Origin of the sequence: Streptomyces rubellomurinus (genome assembly GCF_000961885.1) — a bacterium.
In the GTDB taxonomy this organism is placed as follows: Bacteria; Actinomycetota; Actinomycetes; order Streptomycetales; family Streptomycetaceae; genus Kitasatospora; species Kitasatospora rubellomurina.
On record NZ_JZKH01000131.1, the window covers coordinates 1 to 15835 of the forward strand.

At 69.8% G+C, this 15835-nt stretch carries 15 protein-coding genes; 6 read left to right on the forward strand and 9 right to left on the reverse strand.

What is annotated here, in order from left to right; genetic code table 11:
• Positions 1–58 precede the first annotated feature (58 nt).
• Complete coding sequence (locus VM95_RS42975; protein WP_208615579.1) at positions 59–4144, forward strand: caspase family protein; 4086 nt, start codon at positions 59–61, stop codon at positions 4142–4144.
• Positions 4145–4151: 7 nt separating this feature from the next.
• Here VM95_RS42975 and VM95_RS34880 read toward each other — a convergent pair whose 3' ends face one another.
• Positions 4152–5003, reverse strand: a complete 852-nt coding sequence (locus VM95_RS34880; protein WP_078861027.1) for a hypothetical protein — start codon at positions 5001–5003, stop codon at positions 4152–4154.
• Between the two features lie 242 nt (positions 5004–5245).
• Here VM95_RS34880 and VM95_RS34885 point away from each other — a divergent pair, with 242 nt between their 5' ends.
• The 5 genes from VM95_RS34885 to VM95_RS34900 all read left to right on the forward strand — a co-directional run bounded on the left by VM95_RS34885 (position 5246) and on the right by VM95_RS34900 (position 9528).
• Entirely contained in the window at positions 5246–6028 is a 783-nt protein-coding gene (locus VM95_RS34885) for an SDR family NAD(P)-dependent oxidoreductase (RefSeq protein WP_244179071.1), read from the forward strand.
• A gap of 68 nt (positions 6029–6096) precedes the next feature.
• The gene (locus VM95_RS34890; RefSeq protein ID WP_045704686.1) at positions 6097–6948 is read left to right on the forward strand and encodes a helix-turn-helix transcriptional regulator; all 852 of its coding nucleotides are present in this window, start codon (positions 6097–6099) and stop codon (positions 6946–6948) included.
• Positions 6949–7309: 361 nt separating this feature from the next.
• Positions 7310–7453 (forward strand): hypothetical protein, encoded by a 144-nt coding sequence (locus VM95_RS43455; protein WP_167352986.1) that lies wholly within the window; start codon positions 7310–7312, stop codon positions 7451–7453.
• A gap of 81 nt (positions 7454–7534) precedes the next feature.
• A complete protein-coding gene (locus tag VM95_RS34895; RefSeq protein ID WP_045704688.1) occupies positions 7535–8734 on the forward strand; it encodes a JmjC domain-containing protein in 1200 nt (399 codons plus the stop codon).
• Positions 8735–8754: 20 nt separating this feature from the next.
• Positions 8755–9528 carry an aldo-keto reductase family protein gene (locus tag VM95_RS34900; RefSeq protein WP_045704690.1) on the forward strand — a complete coding sequence of 258 codons (774 nt, stop codon included), beginning with the start codon at positions 8755–8757 and terminating at the stop codon, positions 9526–9528.
• Here the strand turns inward: VM95_RS34900 and VM95_RS34905 are convergent.
• The 8 genes from VM95_RS34905 to VM95_RS34935 all read right to left on the reverse strand — a co-directional run bounded on the left by VM95_RS34905 (position 9516) and on the right by VM95_RS34935 (position 15464).
• On the reverse strand, positions 9516–10373 hold the full coding sequence (locus tag VM95_RS34905; RefSeq protein ID WP_045704691.1) for a hypothetical protein: 858 nt from the start codon (positions 10371–10373) through the stop codon (positions 9516–9518). The genes VM95_RS34900 and VM95_RS34905 overlap by 13 nt on opposite strands.
• Positions 10374–10416: 43 nt before the next feature.
• A complete protein-coding gene (locus tag VM95_RS34910) occupies positions 10417–11142 on the reverse strand; it encodes an HAD family hydrolase (protein WP_341846049.1) in 726 nt (241 codons plus the stop codon).
• Between the two features lie 56 nt (positions 11143–11198).
• Positions 11199–12434 (reverse strand): hypothetical protein, encoded by a 1236-nt coding sequence (locus VM95_RS39430; RefSeq protein WP_052707762.1) that lies wholly within the window; start codon positions 12432–12434, stop codon positions 11199–11201.
• A 37-nt stretch (positions 12435–12471) separates the two neighbouring features.
• Positions 12472–13398 carry a hypothetical protein gene (locus VM95_RS34920; RefSeq protein ID WP_045704693.1) on the reverse strand — a complete coding sequence of 309 codons (927 nt, stop codon included), beginning with the start codon at positions 13396–13398 and terminating at the stop codon, positions 12472–12474.
• A gap of 113 nt (positions 13399–13511) precedes the next feature.
• Complete coding sequence (locus VM95_RS42980) at positions 13512–13688, reverse strand: hypothetical protein (protein WP_157882281.1); 177 nt, start codon at positions 13686–13688, stop codon at positions 13512–13514.
• Positions 13689–13850: 162 nt separating this feature from the next.
• The gene (locus VM95_RS34925; protein ID WP_045704696.1) at positions 13851–14699 is read right to left on the reverse strand and encodes a helix-turn-helix domain-containing protein; all 849 of its coding nucleotides are present in this window, start codon (positions 14697–14699) and stop codon (positions 13851–13853) included.
• Positions 14700–14719: 20 nt separating this feature from the next.
• Positions 14720–15250, reverse strand: a complete 531-nt coding sequence (locus tag VM95_RS34930; protein ID WP_045704698.1) for a DUF6879 family protein — start codon at positions 15248–15250, stop codon at positions 14720–14722.
• Entirely contained in the window at positions 15222–15464 is a 243-nt protein-coding gene (locus VM95_RS34935; RefSeq protein WP_045704700.1) for a hypothetical protein, read from the reverse strand. Before VM95_RS34935 ends, VM95_RS34930 begins: the two co-directional genes overlap by 29 nt.
• Positions 15465–15835 lie beyond the last annotated feature (371 nt).

Here is a 15835-nt window from a genome sequence, read left to right on the forward strand (position 1 = left end):
GTCGGGGTGCATCGCGATCGACTGGAAGCAGGAGCTTCAGGAGACGGCCGCTGCGCAGGTGTTGTTCCTGGTGGATGCGTGTCGGCAGGGGATCCGGGATGCGATGGGGCCGCCGCCGGGGTGGTCGCCGAGCAAGATGCGGGCGGTGGCCGGCCGGAAGGTGGCTCGCCTGTATGCGTGTGCGCCGGGGGAGTTGGCGCGGTTCGTGCCGGCCGAGGAGTCGACGGCACAGGCGGGCGACGGTGGTTCGTTCAGCCTGTTCTCGCGGGCGGTGCGGGAGGTGCTGGTCTCGCACGAAGGGCCTTTGGACCTGGGTGAGTTGCGGGCGGGGGTGCAGGAGCGGGTCAGTGCGCTGCACCGGGAACACCGGAAGCCGGGCAGGCCGCAGGAGGTCCGGGTGCTCACGGAGGCGGTGCACGCGGAGTTCGTGGTCGTGGGGGCGCTGATGGTGCCCGTCGTGCCCGTCGTTGCCGTCACGGAGACGGAGACGGAGCCGTTGCCGGTCCTCCCGGCGGCCCTGGACCCCGCCAAGCTGATGGCGGACGCCCTGCACCAGGTCGTCACCACCGGACGGACGGAGCTTCTGGAGCAGTTCGCCGTTATCGGGCCCGCCGCCGACCTGGTGAAACTGAGCGGCTTGACTGCGCTCGGCAGGGCGGTCGACGCGATGTGGACGGCGGCGGCGCGGCGACGGCCCGTCGAGCCGCTGGTCGAGCTGGCCATTGCCCTGTTCGACGCCGATCAGGCTGATATCGCTCGCCACCTGGTGGACTTGGCGGTCATCGTCCGCCCGGCGGAGGACCTGGTGGCGCTGCTCACCGCAGGCGACCCGTCGTCCGAACTGTCGGGCCTGGTGCAGGCGACCGTGGTGCGCGTGGTGGGCCGCCGGCAGACCTCGGAGACGGTCGACCTGGCGGTCCGGCTGTACGGCGCGGACTGTCGCGACCTGGTGGCGCAGCTGCTGAGCGTGCCGCGGCCGTTGGAGGACCTGCCCGCGCTGCTGGATGCTCTGGACGCCGCCGGTCTGCATGCGGAGACAGACCGGCTGGTACGGGATCACGCCGCAGACGGCGCGCGATCGGTGGACAACCTGCTCGCCCGGCTGGCTGCGGGCGGCCGGGGCCGGGACTGCACCACCGTGCTGACGGCGATCGTCACCGGGTCGCTGGACCGGCTGGTCGAGTGGCTGGCGATCGGGGAGGTGCGCTCCGGCTTCGCCGAGGACGCCGCGCTGGTGCTGCGCCTCGCCGTGGCCCGGCGCGAGGACTGCCACCTCCTCATGGCCGCGCTGCGCGCCGGAGGCGAGCAAGGGCACCTCCGGGCGCTCCACGAGATAGCGTCCGACCTCGAACCGACCTTGCTGCAAAAGCTGTTGGAGGATTTGAACGAGGCGGGAGCCGGAGCGGACGCCGAGGCCGTCATCCGGTGCGCGGTCGAGCCCTTCCTCCCGATCAGGGCGGCCGGATTGGCATTCCCGCTCCGGCAGCAGGGACCGGCTGCTCTGCTGCCGGTGGTGTTCGACGCGCTCTGCGGGGCGAGTGCCCACCAGGTGGCGGACTTCCTCCGGGCGGCGCGAGAGATCGGCGGCGACGGTCTGGTCGGCGAGTCCGTGGCGGCGCTCGCGGAGCGCTATCCCGCAACGGAGTTCAACCGATTGGCCGTCCAACTGGACGACCCCGGCGTCTACGGCATGGCGCCCGACCTCTGGCGGAACGTGCTCGACCACCGGCCGATGACCGACCTGTTGGACATGCTGGAGGGCACGGGGGAGGAGGGGCGGCTCGCGATGCTGGAGGGGATGGCGTCGAGTGACCGGCCGGCCGGCGATCTCGCCGAACTCGTCGAGCTGCCCGGCCGCGAGGCGCTGCGCGAGCAGATCGGCCCCCGAGTGGCGGCTAGCCTCGTCGCTCGGGGCGACGAGGTGGTGAAGGGTGTGCTCGTGGAACTCCTCGCACGGGGATGGGAGTCGGGGACACGCCTGGTGATCGGGCAGGTCGGCGAAGCCGGGCAGGCGAGACAGCAGGCCGGGCTCGCCATCTGGCTGTTGAGGGAGGGCTACGGGGAGCGGGCCCGATGGCTGCTCGACCAGGCGTGCGAGACTCGGCGCACATCGCATCTGGGAGTCCTCGCGGAGTTCTTGCTGGCCGGCTCGGAGCCGCAACTCGGCAGGTACGTGCTGGCCGACGCGGCCCGGAGGTGGCGGACCCGCGATCTGGTCCGGATGGCTCGCGGGCTCGCCGAGACCGGTGTTCGAAAGGGAAGCCAGGCGACTGCTCAAGGGGCCACGTACCTGCTCACCCGGGCTGTGCGGGTGCGCACGCCGACGTGGGCGGCGGAACTGCTGCTCGCTCTGGACGCCGAGCCGCAGGGCGGCCTCTTGCCGCTCGACGACCTGCTCGGCGAGTTCCTGACGGCGGATTCATGCGCGGAGACCGTCTCCCGGATCAGGTATCTGCGGGGCGCGAAGCCCGGGAGTCGGCTGGCTCAGGGCGTCTCCGACCTGGTGTGGACGAATGCCTCAGCGCTGTTCCAGGCGGCTCGGCAGGCGAGGTCCGCGGAGGCCACCGAGTGTCTGCTGGCCGCGTGCGGGAATGGTCTGCCGGGCCGGCCACCGGCGCTTCAGGACCTGCTGGCGGAGCTACGGATGTCCGGCTGCCGGACCGAGGCTGACCTCGTCCGGGATGTGGCGGTGCGTTCACAACCTCCGGACGCGGTGGCCGCGCACCTGGTGGTGTTCCAGGACGGCCCCTCGTCCGACTACGTGGCGGCCTGCGGCGCGGTGGCCGGACGGCCGGTCGAGGAGGTCGCGGCGGTGCTGGCCCGGCTAGCCGGGACCGAGGGCGCGGTCGAGGGCTTCGCCCGGTGGTACACGCAGGCAGCTGATCAGGAGCGGTGCCGGGCGCTGCTGTGCGAGCTGTTCGCCAGGGGGAAGGACAGGCTGGTCAGGGAGGTGCTGAGCGCGGCGCCGTGGTCCGATTCGCCGGCGGCCCTCGCGGCCCTGTTCCTGGACGCGGACCGGGTGGGACCGAACGGGGGCGCGCTGATCGGTCTGGCCGCCGGTCTGGACACGTTGAAATCGGTCGATCTGGTCGTACGCGTCGTTGAGGGCGGGGCGTCGCCCGGGATGCGCGCCGCCCTCCTTCGGATGCTCGCGCTGTCGAGCAAGGCATCCGAGGTCTGGACGCGCCTGCAGACCACGGGCCGGTTCGAGGACGCGGCGGACCTGCTCGATCTGGCCCTGCCGGACACGGATGTCGCAATCTGGTACCGGGGCCTGCTCGCTGCCCCGGTGACGGTCGATTCGTCCGCGATGGTGGAGGCGCTGGGCGCCGATCGTCCGATTCCCGAGATCATCGCGTCGTCGGGTCGGACCAAGGCCCTCCTGGCGGCGGTGGTCCTGTTCCGGCCACCGTGGGACGTCGCTGACCTGCTGGCCGGGCTGGTCAGGCTGGCCGCGCCGGGCGACCAGGGTGCCCTGCCGATGTTGTGGCGCCTCCTGGCCTTCGCCCGTCCGGTGCCCGAACTCGTTCTGCTGTTCCAGGCGTTGATGAAGCGCGAGCAGGCCGGCGATGCCCTGGGGATCGCCGGCGAACTCCTCCAGGACGAGTCGGCCGCTCGGGCCGCCGAGGTCCTGGAGGCCACCCCGTGGACGTACGGGCCGGAGCACGTGCCGGGAGCGGCCGGGATGTTCGTCCAGGCGACGATCGACGCGTGGGACGTGGCAGAGCTCATCCAGGCGCTTCTGAAAGCCGGATACCGGCGTGCGGCCGAGCGGGTGGTCGATGAACTCACGATCGTGGCGTCCAGGCCCACATTGGTGGCGTACACGATCAAGAAGCTGGCCGAGAAGGGCTTGGGGTCGGAGTTCCGCGACCGGCTGATCGAGGGCTTCTGCGAGCGTCAGCCGGCTGAGGCGATCGCCCACTTCCTGCACGATCTCGGCTACAGGCAACTCGACGCAGACCTGGAGAAGGCGATCGCGGTGGTCGCCGGGACGCGCAAGGCTGATCTGGAGGTGGTCAGATCGGTTCTGATGCAGCTGAGTTGGAAGGACGGGAAGGTGCTGCAGCGGTTCGCGGCTGCGACCCGGGAGCGCGACGCCGACCCCCGGTCGTCGTCCTGGTGGTCCCGCTGGAAGCGCTGACGTGCGGCTACGCGGCGGCATCCTCGGGTCGACAGGCGCCGAAGCCCGCCTTGGCGGCGTGCAGGAGTGCTCGGGCGCGGGCGGCTCCGACGGTGGCTGTTGCCGCTGCGCTGCGGACTGAAGCCGCCGGGGTGCCGAGGCCCGCGCAGGCTCGGCAGATGCCGGGGCGGGGGACCGGGTCGTGGCACCTGGCGCACTCGGCGTACCGGGCGGCCGCTGGGGGCCGGGCCGGTGGGAGCTTGTGCGCCAGGCGGTAGCGGAGCACCGCCGCCGCCGAGTGCAGGGGCGTCGGGAGGCCCGGCAGCAGGGCGTGGGCGAGGTCGGTGGGGGTGCTGCCGCGTTCCAGCCACTGGGCGACCAGGGGAGCGAGTTCGCGTGCCTCGGCCTCGCCCAGGCGCAGGCGCGGTTCGGGGCGGATCACCCGGAACAGGGTGGCGACCGCCTCGCGGAGCTGGGCGTCGTCGTCGGGGAGGGTGGGTTCTTTCTCCGGGTCCTTTACGAGGGCGACAGCGCGGCCGGTGGCCGCTTCACCGGGCGCCGGAGGGGTGGTACTCGGCGGCGGCGCGAACCACGGTGTGTCGTACACGTGGGTCTCGGTGCGGATCGTGCCGTCCGGCATCCGGATCTTCTCGACGCGGTAGAAGCCCGCGTCGGTCAGCTCCTTGAGGGCCTTGCGGATCGCGCCGCGCCCCTGCGGGCTGGTGTCGGCCATGTGCCGGCCGTCCTCGCGCCAGCCGTCCGGGCGGGAGAGGAGGTCCGCGAGGAGACCGCGGGCGGTGTAGGACAGCTGCCGGTACTGCAGCACGGCATTGGGCAGCACGGTGAAATTGCGCGCGTGGGCGCTACGATGGATACGCATCGGGAGTGTCTGTCTCCTGGTGCCGGACCCCGGAGCGTTGGCGCGCTGCCGGGGTCGCCTTTTTGTGTTTGTCCACGGAACTTAACACAACGACCAGGCGGACAAGGCGCGTTGACGACATCGGTCGCTATTGGTCCAAGGTCGGTCATTTTCGGCAGAGTTGTGTACCGCAGGGTGGTCCTCGGAGACCCAGGTTGGGCCGGGCCTGGTTGGTGCGGGGTGCGGTCGCGAGGCTGGGTGCCATGACCGACAACAGCACCGATATGACCGACTTCGACGGCCGCGTGGTCCTGATCACCGGCGGGACGAGCGGGATGGGCCTGGCCACCGCGCGTCTGCTCTTGGAGAACGGCGCGCACGTCGTCATCACCGGCCGCAGCGAGGAACGCCTCGCCCGTGCGGCTGAGGAACTGGACGGGGGCGCCCGGCTGCTCACCGTTCGGGCGGACTCCGCCAGTCTCGCCGACCTCGACCGGCTGGTGGCCCTGATCCGGGATCACCACGGGCGGCTGGACGGGGTGTTCGCCAACGCCGGGGTCGGGGTGTTCCAGCGCGGCTCCGAAGCCACCGAGCAGGACTTCGACCACCTCGTCGACGTCAACTTCAAGGGGGTGTTCTTCACGATCCAGAAGGCTCTGCCGCTGCTGGAGGCGGCGGGCGGCGGCTCCGTGGTGATCAACGCCTCCTGGACGCTGCACCGGGGCATGGCCGTCGCGCCCGTGTACGCGGCCACCAAGGCCGCCGTCCACAACCTCGCCCGTACGCTGGGCAGCGACTTCGCCGAGCGCGGCATCCGGGTCAACTCGATCAGCCCGGGCTACATCGTCACCGAGATGTTCGAGGCAGCCGTCCCCGACCCGGCCTCGCACGAGGCCATCCGCTCGCAGGTGCCCCTGAAGCGGCTCGGACGGGCGGAGGACATCGCCGAGACCGTGGCCTTCCTGCTCTCGCGTCGGTCCTCGTACATCACCGCCCAGGACATCGTCGTCGACGGGGGACTGGTCACCGCGATCCCGGCCTCATAGCGGTCCTGGCCCTGCCTGGTCCTGGCAGGGCCAGGCAGCCACCACTGGCAACCGGCCACAATCGTCCTATGAGCACAGCGATCAGCATGAGCGAGTTCCTGCGGACCCGCCGCTCCCTCCTGCACCCGGCGGACGTCGCCCTGCCCGACTACGGGGGCCGACGCCGGGTCGCCGGCCTGCGCCGCGAGGAGATCGCCCAACTGGCCGGGGTGAGCGTCGACTACTACACCCGGATGGAACAGGGCCGCGTGCCCAACCCCTCGGACGCGGTGCTCGACGCCCTCGCCCGCGCGCTCCAACTGGACGAGGACGAGATCCGGCACCTTCACCGCCTCGCCCGCCCCCAGCCGCCCCTGCGGCGCGAAGCCCGGCCGCAGGGCGTGCGCCCCATGGTCCGGCGCCTCCTCGACGAACTGACGGACGTCCCGGCCGTCGTGATGGGCCGACACATGGACATCCTGGCCTGGAACCCCGCGGCCTGCGCCCTCTTCGGCGACTACGCGGCCCTCGACCCCGCCGAGCGGAACATCGCCCGCATCACCTTCCTCGACGAGACCACCCGGGAACTGTACGCGGACTGGACGTCCTGCGCCCGCGAGAACGTCGCCTACCTCCACCTGGAGGCCGGCCGACACCCCGACGACCCCCAACTCGCCGGCCTGATCGGCGAACTGTCCATGAAGAGCGCGGACTTCCGGCGCTGGTGGGCCGAGCACCCGGTGCAGGACAAGACCTCCGGCACCAAGCGGTTCCACCACCCGGTCGTCGGCGACCTGGAGCTCGCCTACGACACCCTCCGCGCGGCGGACGACCCCGAACAGGCCCTCATCACCTACGCCGCCGAGCCCGGCACCCCCTCCCACGACGCCCTCCGGATGCTGCTCGCCTGGGCCGCCGAGACCCCCTCCCACGAGCGGTGACGGCAGGCGGACGGCCGCACAGGAAGTCGGCCGGGCCGACTTCCTGCGCGGAGGATCGCGCTGCTGGGCAGGTGCTGAGGTGGCCCTGGCGGCGCCACCCGAGCCGAGCCGCAAACTCGAAGAGTCCGAATGTGGCGTTGGCGGTCCTCGCGTAGGCGTGCTGAAGACGTGAGCCTTGCCCACGCGGAACGTCAAGCATCGTATTTCTAGCGAAATATGACCTTGGGTCACTCCATGGCCATGATGTGCGACCAGCACGGGGCTGTTCCACGTCGGCCATGGCCTGGCCATGCCGCCGACATTCCCGAGCCTCCGTGCGTCGAGCTGCCTTCGGCCGTCAGCCGGAAGCAGGAGAGGAGCGATGGTGGACGAAGAACTCCTGATTGCCGTCGAAGAGTTGGGTGCGGTGCACGACCGGTACGACAGCCTCCGCTCGGACAACGCCGGTTCTAGCGGCGACGCGCCGTGGCCCGGTGGCGACGGCAATCTGCACGAGAGCGAGTGAGTGAGCCGGCTGGTGGGCGGACGGACAGCCGAACGTCCACCAGCCGGTCCGGCCCGGTGATCGAGTTCAGGGGAGGTTCGTGTGAAGCACAGGTTGGTCAGGGCCGTGGAGTCGGCTCTGGGCTGGACGGGACCGGAGCGGCTCGGTGAGCAGTTCGCGCTGGGGCACACCGGGGTCGATGACCTGTCGCGGCGGCTGCTCACCCCGCAGCGGCTGCTCGACCTGGTGATGCGGCGCAGTCTCGCCCGTCCGCAGTTCCGCGTGTTCCAGAAAGGGGTGGAGGTCCACCCGGCGGTCTACTTCACGGACAGCGTCAGTCCCCGGGGCCAGAGCATCTCCATGGTCAACATGAACACTCTGGGTCGGCTGCTCGACGAGGGCGCGACGCTGATCCTCGACCAGGCGAACATGGCCGATCCGACGCTTGAGGTGGCGTGCCGCGCGCTGCAATGGTGGAGCCGGGAACGGGTCCAGGTGAACGTCTACTGGACCACCGGCGAGGCCGAGGGGTTCCCGCTGCACTGGGATGACCACGACGTGATCGTGGTCCAACTGGCGGGCGAGAAGGGATGGGAGGTTCGTGGCACGTCGCGCACCGCGCCGATGTACCGGGACGCTGACCCGAACTCCACTCCGGGCGATGAGGTGATCTGGTCGGGGCTGCTTCGCACCGGCGAGGTGATGCACATCCCGCGGGGCCATTGGCACCGGGCGACTCGTGTCGGCCACGGCGATGCCGGCCACTCGCTGCACGTCACCTTCGGCATCACCAAGCGGACCGGGGCAAGCTGGATGGCCTGGCTCGGCGACTGGTGCCGCGAGCAGGAGGTCTTCCGGCACGACCTCGACCGCACTCCGGGGGCCGACGCCAGCCGGTTGATCGCCGCCGCCCGGGGGCTGCTGGAGTCGCGGCCGCCGGAGGCGTTCCTCAGCGGGTACGAGCGGGCCGCCGGCCCGGCCCGACAGGTGCCGCACCCGGACGTACTCGGCCCGCTCACGGGGGCGGTCTGCACCACGAACTTCCGCCCGGACATCCGGTCGGACGACAGCACGGTGGAGGTGACCGCGGCTGGTCGGCGTCTGTGCTTTGCCGCGAAGGCTGAGCCCGCGCTGCGCCTGCTGCTCAGCGGGCACCCCGTGGTCCTGGCGGAGGCCGAGACCGCTGTCGGCTCCGAGATCCACGCGGTGGCCCGGCTGCTGGTGAAGGAGGGGTTGTGCGCGCCGCTGACCGACGAGTTGTTCTCGGGCTACACCGGTCTCGTCACCAACGCCGACTCCTGACGGCGGCGCTGGATCACGGAGTGACCGCGATCGACACCGCGTTCAACTACCTTGGCTTCGCCTCCCACGCGACGCTCGCTCGTGCCGGCGGGGACCTGCTGTCCGCATTCACGGTCTCTACCAAGGTCGGTTACTTCCCCGCCTCCGGCGGCCGGGCGCGGCACAGCATCGATCCGGTGGAGCTTCGCGCCGCGCTGGTGCGGACGATCCGGGACCTGGGGCGCGCACCGGACGTGGTGTTCCTGCACAATCCGGAAGCGTCGATGGCGGCCGGTGACCGGGGCCAGGAGCAGTTGGCCGCTGCCTGCGGTGTCCTGGCCGAAGCTGCGTTGGTCGGGGCCTGCGGGGCGTGGGGGATCGCGACGTGGAACCTGCGCGCCGTGGCCGCTCTCGCCACCCCGCTCCCGGCCGTGCCGGATGTCCTGATGGTCCGGTCCGGGCTGCTCGTAGGCCACGAGGTCCTGGTCGCCGGCGAAATCCTCGCCCGGAGGTGGGACGTTCCGGTCGAACGCCGTTGGGGCATGAGTCCGTTCGGCGGAGACCTCGCCGGCCCGCCCTGGCGTTGGAGCGACCCGCGTATCTTTCTCGCCGATGCGGCCGGCGAGCCGACCGCCGTGCAGGCAGCCTTCAGGGTCGCCTTCGAGCTGCCGATGGTGGGTGCGGTCGCGGTCAGCACCGACCGGCCTGATCATCTTCGCGAGCTGGTCGACGCCACCGGGCTGGCGGCCAACGCCGAGTTCATCGGTGGGTACCGGCGTCTGCTGGCGGAGAGGTCTGCCCGTCAGATCTGTTGAAGGGTGTGGATCAGCTGCTCGGCCTCGATCCGGGCCGGGGCCACCCGGGGGTCGTCCGGGTGGGCGTGCGGTCCGGCGATCTTCGCCAGTACGAAGAGGCGCATGACCATGCCGTCCCGGCTCTCCAGGTCCGCCCGGCGCTCGCTGCGCACGCGGTCCGCGAGCGCCGGGACGGCGAGGGATGCGGCCAGCAGCGACGCGGAGTCCAGGCCGCGAGGCGCCATTCCCCAGTCCTCCCAGTCGAAGACGCAGAACTCGGGAGCGGTGACGTTCGCCCAGTTGAGGTCGGCGTGCGCCGGAGACCAGGTGACCACCTGCGTGTTGACCGCAGACGGGAAGGCGGCCCGGATCACGCGGTCGACCAGGCGCTGCGTGATCGGCTCGGTGTCCGGCGTCGCCGTCCTGGCTGTGCTCTGCGCGGCGAGCGCGTCCAGGGACGTGTTCAGTGCCTTCCACCAATCATCCCCAAGCGCGGGATCGCTGGCCAGCACGGTCGTGCCGACCGGATCGCCGGGAAGCACCGATGTCTCATCTGCTCGCCAGATCGCCTCGTCATCCGTGTCGCGCCACGCCACCGAGCCCATCCATCGGGGCATGGCCACGCCGGTCAGCGCGGCAGCGGTTTCGATGCCGGCCCAACCCTGCGCGCGGGCCCTCGTCCACGGACGGCGCTCCACACGGACCCAGGTGTCCCGGGCGGTGCGCGCTCCGACCGATCTGCGTTTCCTGACAACGCTGGCTCGGTCGAGTGCCGTGCCGAGGCGTTGCTCAACCCGTTCGAGGACGCGGTCGACCGGCTCCTTCCGGAGATCCACCGCGCGGCCATCTGCTACGGAGAGCGTCATGGTGGTGACGGTAGCAGGCCGCTGCGGGGAGTCGTGTGCCGAACTATTCGCGACGGGCCGTGAGTTCCACGACGGCGCGGAGCACCGCTTGCGGGTCGCGCAGGCTCTCGAGAACTCGGTCCGCCCCGGCTTCGGTGAGCTGGTCGGCCGTGGTGGTGCCGGAGGCAACCGCGATCACGCGTGCTCCGCCTTCCGCTCCGGTCCGAACGTCTTCGAGTGAATCCCCGATGATGACCGTGTTCGACCGGTCGAAGGTCGTCTCGTAGCGGGCGCCGGCACGGCGCTGGGCGATGCCGACCAAGGCCGGCCGGTGGGAGGAGTCGTCGGAGGCGAAGCCGCCAACGGCAAGGTCGACGTACTGATCCAGGCTGAAGGCTCCGAGTTTGATCTCCGCGTTCTGCTGCAAATTGCCGGTGACCACGGTGGGAATGAGATCCGGGCGGGCGTCGACCGCCGCGAGCGCGGCCGTGGCACCGGGCATGACCAGGCCGCCCGCGCGCAGTTGCTCGGTCCTGGCGGCGAGGAGCTTCGGCAGCAGGGCGACGATCCGCTCCGCGAACGGCTCCAAATCCTGGCGGTCGACATCGTTGGCCGTGAGTAACTCCCTTACGGCCAACGGCATGGTGCGGCCCGTGCCCCGTTCGGGCAGTTTCACCGCATCACGCCCGACGACCTGGCGGAACGCCTCCCGGTAGACGGCACGGTCGGTCTCACCGACGTACACCAAGGTACGGTCGATGTCCCACAGAACGAGCACGGTGCCGGTCACAGTCACGACTCCTTGGCCGCCATCACCCCCCCCGAAAGGAGCTTTGCGATTCCCGACTACGCGGGTGCCGGCGGGAGGTTCGTGATCGCGCGCGAAGCGTGGTCGCGGGCGCGGAACCCGAAGCTGATGAGAGTGACGCTCTCTCCGGCCCGGAGGGGCGTCCGGCCGTGGGGTGTGAGCGCGCCGTCGAAGACGATGCAGTCACCGGTGTTGAGGGCGAATTCGAGGTAGCCGCCCGCGGTGATGAAGACGGTGCTGCTCATCCTGGAATCGCCGATGGTGTGCTCGTGCTTGAGACACAGGATCAGGTTGGCCTCGCCGAAGCCGGTCTCATCGACGTGGAAGTCGAGGAACTGTCCCTCCTCCGTGTAGGCGATGTAGACGGCGGTGTGCGGCTGTTCGACGTCCAGGCCGGTGGAGCGCGCTACGACCGCTGCGAGGTCGACTCGCTCGGCGAAGCGGTTCGCGGCGTCGCCAACGGCAGCGTTCCATTTGCCGTTGTGGAGGTACCCGTCAGCGGTCACGGCCTGCTCGGCCTCCTTCGCCATGGCGGCGACCAGCTCGGCGGGTAACGACTGATCCCGCAGGTGGCGCGGGTGCACGAGCTGCTGTGCGGTGAGCAGGCGCACACCTTCCCGGAGGGCGGGGAAGTCCTCGGCCCACCGGTCCGGGGTCCTGGCCGTGGTGCGGGACTGAAGCCATGTGGTCCACTGGCGGCCCGGTGCGGCGGGGGCTGCCACCGATGCGTCGGCGCGGCCGATCAGCAGCTCCACCCGGTCGAGGGCGGCCTTCGTGGACTTGACCAGTTCGGCGTCCCCCTTGGCGATCCGCAGGCGCAGCGCCTCTCGCAGGTGGTCCTGGGCATTGGCGAAGTCGCCGCGTTCCATGAGGTGCTTGCCGGTGTGTTGGAGCGCGAAGTCGACGAGTTCCGGATGCCGGCTCCGCGCGGTGTTCAGGGCGCTGCGGTAGAGGGCGTCCGCCGTATGGACGTCACCGGCGTAGCGGTGCGCGTCGGCGAGGTTGAGCCCGGTGGCGACGACGGCCCGGGTGTTGCCGAGGGCCGCGGCCAGGTCGAGCGAGTGCCGGAGGAGTGCGCGGGCCTCCTCGTGGTGGCCCAAGCACATCTGGCCGATGCCGATCCATCTGGTCAGGAATCGGGCGCGAGCGGGGTCGGTCTCCTCGGACAGGGTCCGCAGTTCCTCGTGGAGCCGGCCGATCGCGGCGGTCAGCTCGTTCCGGTCGGTGGGGACCATCCGTAGGTTGTCGTCGTGGGTGATGAGGTGATCCAGCACGTGACTCTCCGTCGTTCGGCTTCGGCTCGGAGTGGCACTACAGCTGGTCGGTCTGCTGGCGCAGGTTGGCCAGCAGCTCGACGCCGTGGCGGGTGAAGTGCTCTCGCTGGAGTTCGAGTTCGCGCATGAGGTAGCGGACGGCCGGCAGACCTTCGTCGTAGGCGCTCTGGAAGCTCGTGCGCTCGATGGGCGTGAGGTCGGCGCGGGCCAGCTCGACCTGGCGGAACCTGATCAGCTGGTTGTACACGCAAGTCGCGTGGAAGGCCCGGTCGATCTCCCAGAACTGGTTGCGGTCCTCTCCCTGACCGGCCCTCCAATTGATCTCGATCTTGGGAGAGGTCTTGGAGGAGTATCCGCTGGCGAAGACCTGGTGCTGGAGGATGTGGAAGCTGATCGACTGGTGGGTGCCCTCGTGGAGCAGGTTCTCCGCCAGGAAGAGCGGGGAGGGCCGCTCGCTGACGGTGTTCGGCGGAATGTGGCGGGACGCCTTGTCGGAGAAGGTGATGACGTACGGGAGCGCCGGGTCGCTGGAGCTGGTCAGCGAGGAGGTGCGGACTCCGGGCTTGAGGCCCACCCACAGCAATCCCCGGACGAACTCACGCAGACGGGCGAACCCTTCGGGGTGGACCAGCGACAGGCGGTCCAGGGCGTGTGTCAGCGCCGTGCGGCGCTCGTCGGTGTGCTCGACGATCTCGTAGTTCGTCAGGTTGATCTCGTCCGCGATCTCGCCGGGCAGCTCGGCGTCGAACCAGTCGAAGGACGCGCCGGCCACGGTCACGGGTTCACTGCGCAGCGCACGGGCGTACTCCGCGTAGGGGGTACCCGACTTCACCAGGCGCTCCATCAGGGCGAAAGGGAGTGCCTGCTCGGCGCCTTCCTCGCGGAGCCGGGTCAGGTCCGGGTCCTTCCGGTTGAGGTCGAAGAAGGAGCCGGCGGGGACGCGGGTGGCGATGGCGGTACTCAATGCGGACTCTCCTTGGTTCGGGTGTGTGCGCCTTCGAGGGCGGGTCGGCGCGGGATCATCCCGCGCCGACCCGCCCATGCCGTCAACTGACCGGCATCAGATCGGAACTACGGTCATACCTCGGTACCCATCGAGGCGAAGTCGCCATCCGGGACGGAGTGGTCCAGACGGCGGGTCAGGGACGCGACGCCCGTCTGCGGGGCGAAGTCGCCGTCCGGGACGGAGTGGTCCAGGCGGCGGGTCAGGTTGGTGACCTCCGGGCCACCGGGCTGGGTGGTGACGGTGCTCATGTGCCTCTCCCATCGGTTGGATCTGCCCGCCCACACCTGGGTGGGCAGAGTGTGCTGCGGCCGGGCTCGGCAGAAGACCATTGCCGAGGAGAAGCCGCGACAGACAGACCGTAGGGAGCGGGTTACGGACAGTGCCACGAAGTTGCACGTGGTTGCACAGGTTCACCCGAGGGCGTTGCGGGCCTTGGCAATTCGGCTTCGGGCTTCGTCCCCGTGAACGGCGATCTTGGCCAGTTCGGCGAAGGCGCGATGGTACGTGCGGATCTCGCCAGGAGCCGTGACGTTGATCTCTGCGGTCAACGTCTCGATGGCCACGAGGCTGTCGTCGAATGCATAGAACGCTTCGAGCGGCCAGATGGTCCGGCGAGCCCGAAACGGGATGATTCCGACGGAGACGTTCTGCAGGGAGAAGACCCCCAGCAAGTGGTCGAGCTGACCAGCGAGTGCTTCGTCGTCGCAGACGCCGTAGTAGAGAACGGCCTCTTCCAGAATCAGGGCGAACTGATGTCTGGCGTCGTTCAGAACGCGAGACCGGTTGAGTCGGGCTTCCACCGCCTGCTCCACGTCGTCCGGGGTGCCCTGGAAGGTCGTGATGGATCGGAGGAGTCCGGTGGCGTAGGGGGTGGTCTGCGTCATTCCGGGCATGACGTTGGAGGCGTACACCTTGAATTTCCGTGTTCGCTGGTAGAGCGGCAGGGTCCTCTGGTGCACCCGCCTCATACCGTCACGATGGAGGTCTCGCCACTGCGTGTACATGGATTCAGCAGTGCGCGACGCCGCGATCAGATCCGATGCCTTCTCGGCGGAATCGCAGGCCGTGCACCACGCACGGATGTCGCTGTCGGAAGGAACGGTCAGACCGCGCGCGATGCGGGACGACTTGGACTTGTGCCACCCGCACAGCACGGCCAGTTCAAGCCCTGAGAGTCCGGCGTCCCGCCGGATCTGGTCGAGCTGATCGGCGAGCGCCTTCCGTGCGGCTTGGGCACTGGACAGAGGAGAAGAGGACATGAACCGGCCGGCTGTGGTGACTACTCGTCGATGGTGTAGGCCTCGTGAGGGACAGCGCGCTCCCACACGGCGTCGAAGGCGGCCGCGCAGAGCTGTGCCACAGCAGGATCGTCACTTTGATCCGTGTGCACCCACCGGCCATCGCCGTCAAAGATGTTGAACTGGACGACCCTGCCGTCGAACAGCCAGAAGTCATTTCCAGGCAGCAGAAGATCGGAGGCGCTTCGGCGGGGCAGCCACCGCACCTCCTCGCCGCCGGCCACGTTGGTGAACGTGAACGAGTGCTCGTACCGGATGTACTCGCTGGCGGGCTCGGAGATGATCCTGGCTCGCTTCACGGAGACGCCGTTGGCAGTTACCTCTTGGACGAGGTCGAGCCACGGCCTCCACCACGACGCGCGATCATCAGGGTCGAGCCGGTGGCCGGACTTCCATGCCCGGAAACCCTCGTCCTCGTTGTCGACCGAGTAGACATCGCGCAGCTCCAGGTGGACTGCGGACCTTCGCGCCGACTTCAAAAGGTCAGCGAAGCTGTTCAAGCTCTGCGACATCCAACGCCTCCTTGAGCGCCTTCGCCATGCGGGCAGGGATGCGGACCACGGTCTCATGATCCGGGATCGGGCCGTCAGCCAGGCAGTCCGCCGTCGTCGCCTCGTCGATCTTCCATCCCTGGATGACGAAGTCCCTGGTCTCCGGGTCCACCCACACGGTGGGAGAGCCGTGGTCCCCCGACTTCTCGTCCTTCGCAACGAACCGTAGTGCCATCTGATCCTCCCGTGTCGAGCCGGGTACGCTTAGTTACAGGCCTGAGCTGGTGCCCATACTCCACCTTGGAGACCCTCCTCGTCAGGACTTTCCACCACAGCAGCCCGGTCCTGAGAGTTGGCCTGGTTCGACCGCCCGGCCAGGCTGTGCGGGCTGCGCCCTAAGGGTGGGGAGAGGAATGAGCGGGGGGCAGGGGCTATTCTGTGGCGGCGGTTGAGCGTTGACGTCGGGGTGGTCGGGGGAATGGTGGACGGGTCGGGGTGGGGAGATTTTCGGCGCTGCTGATCGGGGCCAGTGCGTACGACGATGCGCCGCTGCGCTTTGTCCCGCGTGATGTCGAGCAGTTGGGTGAGGCGCTGCGGGGGCGTGGG

What these genes read in the sequence shown, in the direction of transcription:
- VM95_RS34935 (WP_045704700.1), bottom strand. Translation starts at nt 15,464, where the DNA reads ATGGCACTACGGTTCGTTGCGAAGGACGAGAAGTCGGGGGACCACGGC.
- VM95_RS42980 (WP_157882281.1), bottom strand. Translation starts at nt 13,688, where the DNA reads ATGAGCACCGTCACCACCCAGCCCGGTGGCCCGGAGGTCACCAACCTG.
- VM95_RS43455 (WP_167352986.1), top strand. Translation starts at nt 7,310, where the DNA reads ATGGTGGACGAAGAACTCCTGATTGCCGTCGAAGAGTTGGGTGCGGTG.
- VM95_RS34890 (WP_045704686.1), top strand. Translation starts at nt 6,097, where the DNA reads ATGAGCACAGCGATCAGCATGAGCGAGTTCCTGCGGACCCGCCGCTCC.
- VM95_RS34885 (WP_244179071.1), top strand. Translation starts at nt 5,246, where the DNA reads ATGACCGACAACAGCACCGATATGACCGACTTCGACGGCCGCGTGGTC.
- VM95_RS34925 (WP_045704696.1), bottom strand. Translation starts at nt 14,699, where the DNA reads ATGTCCTCTTCTCCTCTGTCCAGTGCCCAAGCCGCACGGAAGGCGCTC.
- VM95_RS34930 (WP_045704698.1), bottom strand. Translation starts at nt 15,250, where the DNA reads ATGTCGCAGAGCTTGAACAGCTTCGCTGACCTTTTGAAGTCGGCGCGA.
- VM95_RS34880 (WP_078861027.1), bottom strand. Translation starts at nt 5,003, where the DNA reads ATGCGTATCCATCGTAGCGCCCACGCGCGCAATTTCACCGTGCTGCCC.
- VM95_RS34905 (WP_045704691.1), bottom strand. Translation starts at nt 10,373, where the DNA reads ATGACGCTCTCCGTAGCAGATGGCCGCGCGGTGGATCTCCGGAAGGAG.